The organism is Pedobacter boryungensis (assembly GCF_013204825.1).
GTDB lineage: Bacteria > Bacteroidota > Bacteroidia > Sphingobacteriales > Sphingobacteriaceae > Pedobacter > Pedobacter boryungensis.
Genome location: NZ_JABMKV010000005.1, coordinates 57,808 through 71,158 on the forward strand (window position 1 = coordinate 57,808; position 13,351 = coordinate 71,158).

Here is a 13,351-nt window from a genome sequence, read left to right on the forward strand (position 1 = left end):
ACATTTTTAGGCTAAAGGTTTATTTTACAATTTGTCCATACAGGTCGAAATCTTCTGCACGATCAATTTTCACATTTACAAAACTACCATTAGCTGCGTAGCCTGAATTCGCATCTATTAAAACCTCATTATCAACCTCTGGACTATCAAATTCTGTACGGCCAATAAAGAAATCACCTTCTTTTCTATCGATTAAAACTTTAAATGTTTTGCCAACTTTTTCTTGATTGATATCGAAAGAAATGCCTTGTTGTAATTCCATAATCGCATCTACACGAGCTTGTTTGATTTCTTCAGGCACATTATCTACTAATTGATGAGCATGAGTTTTCTCTTCGTGCGAATAGGTAAAACATCCTAAACGATCAAAACGAGTTTCCTCAACCCAATTGTACATTTCCTCAAAATCTTGTTCAGTTTCGCCAGGATAACCACAAATTAAAGTGGTGCGCATCGCGATATTTGGAACTTTTGCTCTGATTTCATTTACAATATCAATGGTTTTTTGTTTGGTAATACCACGACGCATTGATTTTAGCATATTATCAGTAATGTGCTGCAATGGCATATCCAAATACTTACAGATATTTTCGCGTTCGTTCATCGCATCTAAAATTTCCATTGGAAACCCAGAAGGATAAGCATATTGTAATCTAATCCATTCTATACCTTTTACATCAGATAAACGACGTAATAACTCATCCAAATTACGTTTTCCATAAATATCTAAACCGTAATAAGTTAAGTCTTGAGCAATTAAAATAAGTTCCTTGGTTCCATTAGCGGCTAAAATTTTCGCTTCGTTAACTAACTCGTTCATATCCCTAGAAACGTGTTTGCCACGCATTAAAGGAATTGCGCAAAAAGAACATGGACGATTACAACCTTCTGCAATTTTAAAATAGGCGAAGTGCGAAGGAGTGGTTAATAAACGTTCGCCAATTAATTCGTGTTTGTAGTTTGCGCCTAAACTGTGCAATATATTTTGCAAATCGTTTGTGCCAAAATAAGCATCAACGTTAGTAATTTCTGATTCTAATTCTGGTTTGTAACGTTCAGATAAACAGCCAGTAACAATTACTTTTCCAACTTTACCTTCATCTTTTAACTGACTGTATTGTAAAATTGTATCAATAGATTCTTGTTTTGCATTGTCGATAAATCCACAAGTATTGATTACGATAATATCATCTTTGTTTAAACTATTTGATTCGTGTTCAACAGCTAAATTATTTCCACGCAATTGACCCATTAATACCTCAGAATCGTAAGTATTTTTTGAGCAACCTAAAGTAATAACATTGATTTTAGGTTTAGCGATAGTTTTTATAAGCTTGTTTTTAGTAATCATATTAATTAAATAACGAGTTCACGAAATCTTTTTTATCGAACAACTGTAAGTCGTCCATTTTTTCGCCAACACCAATATATTTTACAGGAATTTTAAATTGATCGGAAATTCCAATCACTACACCACCTTTTGCAGTGCCATCTAATTTGGTAATTGCTAATGCATTTACATCTGTAGCTTCAGTAAATTGTTTGCATTGTTCAAATGCATTCTGACCAGTAGAACCATCAAGTACTAATAAAATCTCATGTGGTGCATTTGGAATTACCTTTTGCATTACATTTTTAATTTTACCAAGTTCGTTCATTAATCCGACTTTATTATGTAAACGACCAGCTGTATCAATTATCACAACATCTTCTTTATTGGCAACAGCCGATTGCAAAGTGTCAAAAGCAACAGAAGCAGGGTCTGAGCCCATCGCTTGCGCTACAACTCTAACACCAACACGTTCGCCCCACAATTTAATTTGCTCAACTGCCGCAGCTCTAAATGTATCAGCTGCACCTAAAACTACTTTAAGATTTTCATTTTTCAGTTTATGCGCTAATTTGCCAATGGTAGTGGTTTTACCTACACCATTTACACCAACAACCATAATTACATAAGGCTTATGGTCACCATATTCGAAATTTCGGAAATCGTTGCTATTATTTTCTGCTAATAAAAGTTGAATTTCATCACGTAATAGATGATTTAACTCAGAAGTAGATAGATATTTGTCTTTAGCAACGCGAGCCTGAATGCGATCAATGATTTTTAAGGTAGTACTTACCCCAACATCAGAAGTTACTAAAACTTCTTCAAGGTTATCTAATACATCATCATCAACTGTAGATTTACCAGCAACAGCCTTAGTGATTTTACTTAAAAAACCTTCTTTAGTTTTTTCTAAACCCTTTTCTAAAGCTTCTTGTACTTCAGGAGCAGTTTCTTTTTTTTTGAAAAAATCGAATAAACCCATAGAATGATATTAAAATAAAAAAGCCCTTCCGTTTAATACGGAACGGCCTTTAATGCTATTCGTGAATAGAATTACTTGCTGATACCAGCAAGAGCATCTTTAACGTGATCGTTATGTACAATGATTTCTTTGAAAGAATAAGCACCAGTTTTTGGCGATTTGTTCATTGTGATAACTTTCGAATATTCTTTTCCTGTACCCGTTTTTAGGGTTGCAACTACTTTCTTAGCCATGTCTTTTAAATTTAATTATTGAGTGAGTGGATGTTTAAATTAGAATGTAAAATTCAGTTCTTCAAACAATTATCCTTCAATTATTTTATCTCTTTATGTACGGTTACTTTTTTCAATACTGGATTGAATTTTTTCAATTCTAAACGCTCAGTAGTGTTTTTACGGTTTTTTGTAGAAATGTATCTAGACATACCTGGCATACCGCTAGTTTTATGTTCTGTACATTCTAAAATAACTTGTACTCTGTTACCTTTTTTTGCCATTTTATTATTTATTTATGTCGATATAATCGACAAATGTTTTTTTACAAATATCCTTTTTTCATGAAGCGGTTAAGTGCTTCAGAAATACCAATTTTATTGATAGTTTTAATAGCTGATGTTGATACTTTTAATGTAATCCAAGTATCTTCTTCAGGAATATAAAATTTCTGAAGTTGTAGGTTAGGATAAAATTTACGTTTCGTTTTAACGTTCGAGTGAGAAACATTAAATCCCGACATCGCCATTTTTCCGGTTAAATCACAAACTCTTGACATGACTTTTTTATTATGTTGATTATTTCGCTACTTAATTTTTTTAAGAGTGTGCAAATATCTGAATTATTTTTGTAACCATCAATAGTCCACTTGAAAATATTTGATTTTGTTTATTCATTTTTTTAAACTTTACTAATAATACTATATTTGAAACACCTAATTGCTAAACCAAATTATCATGCAGATCACCTCTTTTGAGCAATATCAAGAAACGTATAAACAAAGTGTAAAAGAACCAGAAAAATTTTGGGCTGGTATTGCCGATAATTTCCTTTGGAAAAAGAAATGGGAAAATGTACTATCATGGAACTTTTCAGAACCAAATATTAAGTGGTTTGATGGGGCGAAATTAAATATTACAGATAATTGTTTAGATCGACATTTAATTGAAAACGGAGATAAGCCAGCAATAATTTGGGAACCGAATGATCCAGAAAGAGATAGTGTAACGCTCAGTTATAGAGTATTACATGACCGAGTTTGTCGCTTTGCAAATGTTTTAAAAAGGAACGGTGCAAAAAAAGGAGATCGGATTTGTATTTATATGCCAATGGTGCCAGAATTGGCAATTGCAGTATTGGCATGTGCTCGTATTGGAGCAATACATTCGGTGGTTTTCGGTGGTTTTTCTGCAAAATCTATTGCTGATAGAATAAATGATGCTGCTTGTAAAATAGTAATTACAGCAGATGGCGCCTATCGTGGTAATAAGCAAATTCAATTAAAAGAAGTCATAGATGATGCCTTAATTGGTTGCCCAACAATAGAAAAAGTAATTGTTTTAACACATACTCGCACTCCAGTTTCGATGTTAAAAGGAAGAGATTGTTGGTGGGAAGATGAAGTGAAATTAGTTGATGCAAATTGCATTGCAGAAGAAATGGATGCAGAAGATGTGTTGTTTATTTTATACACTTCAGGCTCAACAGGTAAACCAAAAGGAGTTGTGCACACTTGTGGGGGTTATATGGTATATGCAGGTTATACTTTTTCAAATGTATTTAATTACCAGCCAGATGAAGTGTTTTTTTGCACAGCAGATATAGGATGGATAACTGGCCATTCATATATTGTGTATGGACCACTTTCGCAAGGTGCAACAACCCTAATGTTCGAAGGAATCCCTACTTATCCAACTCCATCTAGATTTTGGGAAATTGTACAAAAACACAAGGTTAATATTTTATATACGGCACCAACAGCTATTCGATCTTTAATGAGTTTTGGTACAGATCCACTTACCGGAATTGATTTAAGTAGCTTACGTGTATTAGGATCAGTAGGAGAGCCGATTAATGAAGAGGCATGGCATTGGTTTGATGAAGAAATTGGTCATAAAAAGGCGCCAATTGTAGATACTTGGTGGCAAACAGAAACAGGGGGAATCATGATTTCGCCTATTGCGTTTGTAACGCCAACCAAACCTAGTTTCGCAACTTTGCCATTACCAGGTATCCAGCCGATTTTAGTTGATGAAAATGGAAAAGAAATTGAGGGGAATGGTGTAAATGGAAACTTGTGCATTAAGTTTCCATGGCCAGGCATGTTGCGCACTACTTATGGTGATCATGAACGTTGTAAACTAACTTATTTTTCTACTTACGAGAATTTATATTTTACTGGAGATGGCTGTTTGCGTGATGAAGATGGATATTACCGAATTACCGGCAGGGTAGATGACGTAATTAACGTTTCTGGTCATAGAATTGGCACAGCTGAAGTAGAAAATGCGATTAATATGCACGCTGGTGTAATTGAAAGTGCTGTTGTAGGCTATCCTCACGATGTGAAAGGGCAAGGAATTTATGCCTTTATCATTTATCCTGGTTTAAGTAAGGATGAAGACCTAACTAGAAAAGATATTCTACAAACGGTAACTCGGGTAATTGGAGCCATTGCTAAACCAGATAAAATTTTATTTGTATCAGGTTTACCTAAAACTAGATCTGGTAAAATTATGCGTCGTATCTTGCGTAAAGTTGCCGAAGGTGATACTTCAAATTTAGGCGACATATCAACTTTGTTAGATCCAACTGTAGTGCAAGAAATTATAGATAATTCAAAAAAGTTATAACATTAACTATTATTAGCCTGAATTTTTAAAACAATTAACTTCTCTTACCTGTTCTTTTTGCAACCAACCGATTGTTAAACGATAAGCATTAAGCACATGGATAAGTTAGAATTAAAAGGAAAGTGGAATGAAATTAAGGGGAAAGTTAAACAAGCCTATGGTGATTTAACTGACGATGATTTAAGTCATGAAGAAGGAAAAGACGATGAGTTGTTAGGAAAGCTTCAACAAAAAACAGGAAAAGGCAGAGAAGAATTAGTAAAGTGGATTAATTCACTTTAATAGTTTTTTAACCTAATAATAGACGACTACCTTAATTGGCTAGTCGTTTTTTATTTCCCTTTAACCTCAAAAAAATTCTCTGCATAAATTACATCCTTATCTGTAATTCCTTGAACCACAATTCTAAATTTCCCTGTAATATCGCTTGTATAAAAGCTTAATTCGGTGTCTTTTCCAGTATTTAATATGGCGCCATAATTCCAATACACAGTAGAAAAAAAAGCTGGTTCTACTGGGTCATTATAATCGCTTAGATAAAATTCTTTTTGAAGATGAATTCCTTTAACTAGCGTAAATATATTTTGATCTACAACTGTGCAACCTTGATAGGTAGTTGGAATGCCATTTACATTATATATTTTGCCAGTAACGGGTGGATGATTACCAGGGGTGCCGTTCGGATGATTTCGACAATTTAAGTTGTTGTATGAACAAACATAATCTCCGCAGGCATTAGCTCCTGTTCCGTTAAAATTATTGTCATTTTTATTATTGATAACAACTTCTTTTAAACGGATGGCTTTTTCATCAGTTCTTAAAACCAGTTCTGTATTATTTTGTAAAGTTGATGGTAAAATTGGTTGTTCAATAGCTGTGGATTTAGCTAATTTTTGATTCATGCTATTAAATTCATCATGAATCAATATTTTGGTACCGTTAGGTATTTTATCAGCTTTATTTAAAAATAGATACATTTTATTACCAGACGGAGTTATTAGATTTTCAACACTTAAATTAAATAACCCAGTTTTTGTAGTATTAATTAAGCTGATTTGTTGGGCTCCCATAGATCCGACAACCAATGAATCTGTGATTTCCTTCTTTAATCTCTTTGCTTGACCACTCATTTTTAAACTATCTACTATTGCTGTTGTATCAGTAGAATTAATGGATTGTAAACCTTGCCAAGTATATCTCCTCCAACCTTTTATTAGTAGAATTTGCTCTAAATAGTTAATGTCTTTATAACTATTTCCTTTAGTATTAATTGGAAGTGAATTCAATTCATTATTTAAGTATGTATAACTTTCAATGTCAGTCATTTTTTTGACTTCCAATCTGTTGTTTTGTACACAAGCAATTGAAACTAATGCATTTTTATCAACCTTAAGATTAAGCTTTAAATTTACTTTTTCTCTTTGTTTATAGGTTTGTTGATCTGTTATGACAGAAATTTTTTCTGGATCATCATAGTGAGCAAAGAACATCCGTTCAGCCAACGGTCTATTTGTGCTATCTAATATCGTAATGGTTGTCAATCCTTTAGGTACATTGGTCAATGGAACTTTTATATTTATATTCTCACCGTCCATAACAAAGGGAGTGGTTAAAAAACAAGTTCTAAAATTGTGAACCAGGATAGTAAATTTTTTAAATCCTATATTCTTTAAATTTATTCGTACAGTATCTTTAGCAATCGCATTTTGCATGGTTAATGTTAAACCTGTTTCAAAAGATTTTGGCAAATGATATAAAGTATCTACTAAACCAGAATGAATGAGCTTAATTGTGTAGTCTGCACCAATTTCTGGTGTGATGTGAAATTTTCCTATACCATAACTACTGGTTTCGATGGTATCGATTACTTTTTGATTTTTATATAAAAATGCTTTTAACACTACAGGCATTTGCTGTTGATCTTTAACCTCCCAACCAATACTTGATCTTAAACCATTAACCATATTTCCACCTTCGGGATAAAATTTAACTATTGCTTTATTTTTAATTCGAGGTAAAGCGAGATTGATGAAACTGCTATCTTTTTCGGCCTTTAGCTTTACATATATATTTGGATCTACTGTATTGGCTTGTGGCACTAAAGTTATTAAAGATTGTCCTGATGCATCTGTAAGTATGTTTTTTCTAACATTACCATATTTATAACTCACCTGAAGTGGTTTTGGTAAAAAACGATCGTCCTTAGTTGTTGCAGAAACTAAAACCTTATATGATTTACTCTCAGCATTTGGCATTTCAGCTAATTTTATACTTGCTTTAAATGGTGCGTCTATGTTAGATTTGATGGTAATATTTTGAACGAATATAGCCTCTGGTATTCCATTTATTAATTTATCAGTGTATGCTAAAAATCGATAATTACCAGTTGGTATAGAATCTGGCAATTTTAAACTTCCAAAACATAAGCCTTTGTCCATTAAAAATTTATCCTCAAATGCTAGTGTGCTATCCACATCTCTGATTAAAGCGACAGACATCACTCTGTGCTTAATGGTTGCTGTTTTTGCTTGCTGAATTAAATAACCTGTAAAGTAAGAGGTTTCATTATTAGAATACACGTTTTTATCAAAGTGAACAAAAAGATTACTAGTAGATTTGGCTAAAGCGTACCAAGCCATTTTTTGCTCTATGGAATTTTGAGCAAATGTATTTTGCAAACTAAAGCAAAAAATAAAATAGAAAATGACAAAGCGCATTGCTAAAGTTAACTTTTAGCGATTAAATTTTTGATAACAAAATTGATGCATAAAAAAATCGGTTTCCGTTTCCGAAAACCGATTAAATCACCCTTTAAGGAGAGGGTTTAAGTATTGTTAATATCCAAACAATTGTTCCAGCGTTAACGTAGTAACAGCGCCAAATTTCTGCATATCTTCCATTTTTACTTTTTTGTCTGATGCAACAATTAAGTAAGTATATGGCTTGTTAGCTACTTTTTGAGTATGGAAATCTTTAATACTAGCAAAAGTAATAGGTTTCAATTCTTTGTATAAATCTATTCTCGAATCGTAATCATAACCTAATTTTTTATCAGCAAAATAAGAGTAGAAAATTCCGTCTTTTGTAATACGAGCTGTTTCTAAGCCGTTTAATACATTTGCTTTTGCTCCATCAAATGATTTATCACTTTGTGGTAAAACATTTAATAATTCATTCATTCCATTCACTGCATCAGTCATTTTATCAGCTTGACTACCAACATAAGCAATCATGCTATATTGTTTATCTGCTTTATCTGGAGAAACATATTGAGCGAAAGTAGAATAGGCTAAAGCTTTAGACTCTCTAATCGTTTGGAAAACAATTGAACCCATTCCTCCACCAAAATAACTGTTAAATACTTCGATATTAGCAGCATCGGTTTTATTGTATAAACCAGTATTTCTTAACCAACGAATTTCCGACTGTACCATATCATAATTTGCAAAGTATACTTGATTTGCATTTTGAGTAGCATAAGTATAAACTTTAGCTGGGGCAGCAGGAGTAAACTCTTTAGGCATTAAATGCACTTTTTTAATATCAGTTGTGAAAGCAGCTAAATCTTTAGGGCCATAATAGGTAATTACATGCTCGTAATTAGTTAAGTTATGGATAAGAGAAATTAAATCCTCAGCTTTAATGTTATTAACTTCTTCGTTTGTTAAAACATTATTAAAAGGATTTACACTGCCGTATTGTGCATATGAAGTTAATGCATTCATAATTTGGCCTTTATTCAACTTATTGTTTTCTCGGCTTTTTAAGATTGTACTTTTAAGGTTCGATAATGCTTTTTCATCAGGTTTTACATTTGCTAAAATATGCTCAACCAAGCTCACAGCTTTATCAAAATTTTCTTGCAAACCGCTAATGTTTATCGTTGTAACTTCTGCACCAACACTTACATTATAAGAACAGGCGATGTTATAAAATGCTTTACTCAATTCTTCAGAAGTATATTTATCAGTACCTAAGAAAGTTAAATAAGTAGAAGCATATGGCAACAATTTATAATTATTAGCGCCAATATTGATTCTATAACTCATCCTAAAAATGGCATTATCATTGTTTTTTGTAGTTAAAACTTCAGCTAAGCCAACTTTACCAAAAACAATGTCTTTTTTGTAATCTAAAAATTTAGGTGCAATTGGTTTTACTGGAGCATCTAAAATACTTTTTACAAAAGGAGATGTTAAATTTGCATTAGCATTAATAGGCGTAATCGCTGGTTTTTCAACTTTGATCACGTTTTTGTCTTCGCCTTTGTGTTTAAAGCCAATTACATAATTGTCTTTGAAATACTGGTTAGCAAAAGCAACTAATTGAGCTTTAGTAATTTTAGAAGTTGCTTCTATTTCCCCTAGACTTTTATTCCATTCTGTTCCTCGGTTTAAAATAAACTCATTAGATAAGTTTTCTGCTCTATTGTTATTGCTATCAAAAGCTTGTAAGAAACCTAATTTTTGATTTGCAACGATAGATTTTAGTAAGTCATCATCAAATTTACCTTGTTTTAACAGTTCAACTTGTTCTAACAATAATTTAGAAGCTTGTTCTAAAGTTTGCCCTTGTCGTGGAGTTGCTGATAAATTAAACACGCCATAATCTTTCATCTGCTGATAGCTTGCGCTAGATCTCAACGTTTTTTGTTGCTTGTTTAAGTTGATGTCAATTAAACCTGCTTTACCATTAAATAAAACGCTTTTAGCTAAATTTAAAAGCAAGCTTTGTTGAGAATTTTGAGGGAAACCACGGTAATAAATTTCTACAGCTTCTGCACTTGGACCATAGACATCTACTTGTTGTATTTTTGTCAATGGTTTTTCTGGAGCTGGATTATACAAGGTCACTGGTTTAGCAACCATATAGCTAAAGGTTTTGTCAATCTTTTTAATCATTTCATCAGGATTAAAATCTCCTGTAAAAATGGCTGCCATATTATTTGGTACGTAATATTTATTGTAGTAATTTCTTATTTCTACTAATGATGGGTTTTTTAAATGTTCAATTGTACCTATAGTAGTTTGTTGACCATAATTATGAGTAGGGAATACCAATTCCATCATAGCCTCATCTAATTTATTGCCATCGTTATCTAAACCACGGTTTTTCTCTTCATATACAGCCTCTAATTCAGTATGGAAAATACGGAAAATAGGTTTACGGAAACGCTCACCTTGTAAAGCCAAAAATTTGTCAACAGAGTTAGATGGGAAATCTTCATTGTAAACGGTTTCTTCATACCAAGTATGTGCATTTGAAGAACTACCACCAATACCTGCTATCATTTTATCATACTCATTAGCAATAGAGAAATTAGAAGCTTCACCAGAGGTTTTATCTATCTCCTTGTAAATTTCCTTACGTTGAGCCGGATCAGTTGTTTTGTTATATTTTTCATATAACGCATCAATTTTAGCTAAATAAGGTTTTTCTTTTTCCCAATTTGCGGTTCCGAATTTATCAGTTCCTTTAAACAAAAGATGCTCTAAATAATGCGCTAAACCGGTTGCATTTTTAGGATCGGTATTGCTACCAGCCCTCACACTCATTCTAAATTGAATGTTTGGTTCTTTTGTATTTGGTGATAAAATTACCGTTAACCCATTTTTTAAGGTATAAAAACGTGTTTTAGAAGGGTCGTTAGTTACATATTTATAGCTGTAACCTCCTGAAGTTGCTGTTTTCCATTGGTAAGTGGATTGTGCAAATAAATTTTGACCTGTTATTAATAAACAGACAAATAAGAGTAGTTTTATTTTCATAATGAATAAGTTATAATCAAATATAAGTTGATAGACTATACTTTTCCTAAAAAATATTCGAAAATAATAATATATATCAGCTAATTAAGCTTCCAATAATTTCTTGTATTTTTACATTATGAATAATGACACCAAAAAACCTACTATTTTAGTTGTTAACGATGATGGTATAACTGCTCCAGGCATTAAAAGTTTAATTGAAGTAATGCAAGAAATTGGACATGTTGTAGTGGTAGCACCTGATGGGCCTCAATCTGGAATGGGGCATGCCATCACTATTGGTAAACCTTTGCGTTTCGATAAAGTTGATCTATACCCTGGTGTTGAGATGTACAAATGTTCAGGAACACCTGTTGATTGTGTTAAACTTGCTGTAAATAAAGTCTTTAAAGGTAAAAAACCTGATTTATGTGTTTCTGGAATTAACCATGGATTGAATAATTCCATTAACGTAATTTATTCTGGAACAATGTCCGCTGCGGTAGAAGGTGCTATAGAAAAAATTCCTTCTATTGGATTTTCTTTAGATGATTTCGCTCAAGAAGCTGATTTTAGTCATTGTAAGAAATTTATAAAAACTATTGCCTTAAAAGTATTAAATAATGGTTTGCCAGAGGCGACGTTGTTAAATGTAAATTTCCCGAAAGGAGCAGATTTAAAAGGAATTAAAATTTGTAGACAAGCAAACGCTAAATGGGCAGAAGATTTCGAAGAACGAACGGATCCTTATAAACGTCCTTATTATTGGTTAACAGGCGTATTTGAAAACTATGATAAAGGTGAAGATACTGATGTTTGGGCATTAGACCATGGCTTTGTGTCGGTTGTTCCTGTACAATTTGATTTAACAGCACATCATGCTATTCCAATTTTAAATAGCTGGGGATTTTCAGACAACGAGGACTCAAAATCTCAGGCAAATAAAACCGCTGGTCCAGACGGGAAAAACCTAGGTTGAAGTGAATAAGAGAATTGACGCAATAAAAGATACAGTTTGGAATGGTATAGCCATTGGATTTATTGTTCCTATTATACCCGGCGTTTTAGTGTGGTATTTAATGCAGCGTGTTACAGCTTTACATCATGCAGATTTATTGCTAATTGGTTGCGTAGCAATTAATGCCCTTTTAATGAATTTGTTTTTTAAAATTAATAAGGATAATATAGCAAGAGGAATTATTAGCATTACTTTTTTATGGGCTTTTGCCTTCTTTTTCTATAAAGTTTAATTTTGCTAAATAACTGATTCTAAATGAAATACTACCTCGTAGCCGGAGAAGCATCTGGAGATTTGCATGGCGCAAATTTAATGAAAGCGTTAAAAACTGAAGATCAAAATGCAGGTTTTAGATATTTTGGCGGCGATAAAATGCAAGCTCAAGGTGGTGAGTTAGTAAAACACTACGCTGAAATGGCTTTTATGGGTTTTACAGAAGTAATTCTTAACTTAAGAACTGTTTTCAAAAATTTAAAAGCATGTAAGGAAGACATATTACTTTATCAGCCAGATGCTTTAATTCTTATTGATTTTCCCGGATTTAACTTGAAAATTGCTGAGTTTGCTAAGCAACACGGTATAAAGGTTTGTTATTATATCTCTCCAAAAGTTTGGGCTTGGAATCAGAAAAGAGTATTAAAAATTAAAAAAGTAGTAGATCAGTTATTCTGCATTTTACCATTTGAGGTAGATTTTTATAAAAAATGGGGAATGGATGTCAATTATGTTGGTAATCCGTTATTAGATGAAATTGCTCAATTTTCACCAGATTTAGAGTTTAGAAAAACCCAGAACTTAAGTCGCCAAAAAATTATTGCCTTACTACCAGGAAGTAGAAAACAAGAAATCGAACGTTTATTGCCAGATATGTTAAGTGTAACGGCTAGTTTCCCTGATTATCAATTTGTCATTGCTGCTGCCCCAACTTTCACCGCAAGCTATTATCAACAATTTATCGGGGATAAAAATGTTAAGCTTGTTTTTTCACAGACTTATAATTTATTACACTACGCAGATGCTGCTTTGGTAGCATCGGGAACAGCCACATTAGAAACAGCACTTTTTAAAGTGCCTCAAGTTGTATTATATAGGGGAGGGGCTATTTCTGTTGGTATTGCTCGCTTAGTAATCAAAATTAGATTTATTTCATTGGTAAATTTAATAATGGATAGAAAAGTAGTTACAGAATTGATACAAAACGATTGTAATACAGAAAAAATCACTTCAGAGCTAAATCAAATTTTAACTGGAGAAAAAAGGAAAGTGATGTTAAATGATTACAATGAACTTGCCATAAAGATGGGGACAGCTGGTGCATCTGAACGAACTGCTAAATTGATTTTTGATTTTTTACGATAAAAATTTTCCATTAAAGAAAATTTTTCTACATCAACTAAAAATATAGGGGTTTTAAGTAAAAACACTT

General features: G+C 32.7%; 12 protein-coding genes. 5 read left to right on the forward strand and 7 right to left on the reverse strand.

The features are described 5' to 3' along the window. Nucleotides 1-19 precede the first annotated feature (19 nt). The 5 genes from rimO to rpmB form a co-directional block, all read right to left on the reverse strand. Entirely contained in the window at nt 20-1,351 is a 1,332-nt protein-coding gene (rimO, locus tag HQN85_RS15350; protein ID WP_173273913.1) for a 30S ribosomal protein S12 methylthiotransferase RimO, read from the reverse strand. Between the two features lies 1 nt (nt 1,352). Then, nucleotides 1,353-2,315 carry a signal recognition particle-docking protein FtsY gene (ftsY, locus tag HQN85_RS15355; RefSeq protein ID WP_173273915.1) on the reverse strand — a complete coding sequence of 321 codons (963 nt, stop codon included), beginning with the start codon at nt 2,313-2,315 and terminating at the stop codon, nt 1,353-1,355. 71 nt (nt 2,316-2,386) lie between these two features. Beyond that, entirely contained in the window at nt 2,387-2,548 is a 162-nt protein-coding gene (locus tag HQN85_RS15360) for a DUF4295 domain-containing protein (RefSeq protein WP_173273917.1), read from the reverse strand. Between the two features lie 80 nt (nt 2,549-2,628). Beyond that, complete coding sequence (gene rpmG, locus HQN85_RS15365; RefSeq protein WP_008242799.1) at nt 2,629-2,811, reverse strand: 50S ribosomal protein L33; 183 nt, start codon at nt 2,809-2,811, stop codon at nt 2,629-2,631. Nucleotides 2,812-2,852: 41 nt separating this feature from the next. Further along, complete coding sequence (gene rpmB / locus HQN85_RS15370) at nt 2,853-3,086, reverse strand: 50S ribosomal protein L28 (protein WP_173273919.1); 234 nt, start codon at nt 3,084-3,086, stop codon at nt 2,853-2,855. Between the two features lie 178 nt (nt 3,087-3,264). On the opposite strand from rpmB, the gene acs reads away from it, so the two are divergent. After that, a complete protein-coding gene (gene acs / locus HQN85_RS15375) occupies nt 3,265-5,160 on the forward strand; it encodes an acetate--CoA ligase (RefSeq protein WP_173273920.1) in 1,896 nt (631 codons plus the stop codon). Between the two features lie 96 nt (nt 5,161-5,256). Continuing rightward, nucleotides 5,257-5,442: a CsbD family protein gene (locus HQN85_RS15380; RefSeq protein WP_173273922.1), complete on the forward strand. Its 186-nt coding sequence runs from the start codon at nt 5,257-5,259 to the stop codon at nt 5,440-5,442. Nucleotides 5,443-5,492: 50 nt separating this feature from the next. Here the strand turns inward: HQN85_RS15380 and HQN85_RS15385 are convergent, their stop codons facing one another. Next, the gene (locus HQN85_RS15385) at nt 5,493-7,799 is read right to left on the reverse strand and encodes an RNA-binding protein (protein ID WP_173273924.1); all 2,307 of its coding nucleotides are present in this window, start codon (nt 7,797-7,799) and stop codon (nt 5,493-5,495) included. Between the two features lie 195 nt (nt 7,800-7,994). Then, nucleotides 7,995-10,928, reverse strand: a complete 2,934-nt coding sequence (locus HQN85_RS15390) for a M16 family metallopeptidase (RefSeq protein WP_173273925.1) — start codon at nt 10,926-10,928, stop codon at nt 7,995-7,997. A 118-nt stretch (nt 10,929-11,046) separates the two neighbouring features. Here HQN85_RS15390 and surE point away from each other — a divergent pair, with 118 nt between their 5' ends. The 3 genes from surE to lpxB are packed head-to-tail and all read left to right on the forward strand — an operon-like array spanning nt 11,047 to nt 13,284. Continuing rightward, nucleotides 11,047-11,886: a 5'/3'-nucleotidase SurE gene (gene surE / locus HQN85_RS15395; RefSeq protein WP_173273927.1), complete on the forward strand. Its 840-nt coding sequence runs from the start codon at nt 11,047-11,049 to the stop codon at nt 11,884-11,886. A gap of 1 nt (nt 11,887) precedes the next feature. After that, nucleotides 11,888-12,157, forward strand: a complete 270-nt coding sequence (locus HQN85_RS15400) for a stationary phase survival protein SurE (protein WP_173273929.1) — start codon at nt 11,888-11,890, stop codon at nt 12,155-12,157. Between the two features lie 23 nt (nt 12,158-12,180). Further along, nucleotides 12,181-13,284, forward strand: a complete 1,104-nt coding sequence (gene lpxB / locus HQN85_RS15405; RefSeq protein ID WP_173273931.1) for a lipid-A-disaccharide synthase — start codon at nt 12,181-12,183, stop codon at nt 13,282-13,284. Nucleotides 13,285-13,351 lie beyond the last annotated feature (67 nt).

Bases quoted from the DNA above. Each gene is read 5' to 3' on its own strand.
- rimO (WP_173273913.1), bottom strand. From the start codon at position 1,351: ATGATTACTAAAAACAAGCTTATAAAAACTATCGCTAAACCTAAAATC.
- HQN85_RS15390 (WP_173273925.1), bottom strand. From the start codon at position 10,928: ATGAAAATAAAACTACTCTTATTTGTCTGTTTATTAATAACAGGTCAA.
- rpmG (WP_008242799.1), bottom strand. From the start codon at position 2,811: ATGGCAAAAAAAGGTAACAGAGTACAAGTTATTTTAGAATGTACAGAA.
- rpmB (WP_173273919.1), bottom strand. From the start codon at position 3,086: ATGTCAAGAGTTTGTGATTTAACCGGAAAAATGGCGATGTCGGGATTT.
- ftsY (WP_173273915.1), bottom strand. From the start codon at position 2,315: ATGGGTTTATTCGATTTTTTCAAAAAAAAAGAAACTGCTCCTGAAGTA.
- surE (WP_173273927.1), top strand. From the start codon at position 11,047: ATGAATAATGACACCAAAAAACCTACTATTTTAGTTGTTAACGATGAT.
- HQN85_RS15360 (WP_173273917.1), bottom strand. From the start codon at position 2,548: ATGGCTAAGAAAGTAGTTGCAACCCTAAAAACGGGTACAGGAAAAGAA.
- lpxB (WP_173273931.1), top strand. From the start codon at position 12,181: ATGAAATACTACCTCGTAGCCGGAGAAGCATCTGGAGATTTGCATGGC.
- HQN85_RS15380 (WP_173273922.1), top strand. From the start codon at position 5,257: ATGGATAAGTTAGAATTAAAAGGAAAGTGGAATGAAATTAAGGGGAAA.
- HQN85_RS15385 (WP_173273924.1), bottom strand. From the start codon at position 7,799: ATGGCTTGGTACGCTTTAGCCAAATCTACTAGTAATCTTTTTGTTCAC.
- acs (WP_173273920.1), top strand. From the start codon at position 3,265: ATGCAGATCACCTCTTTTGAGCAATATCAAGAAACGTATAAACAAAGT.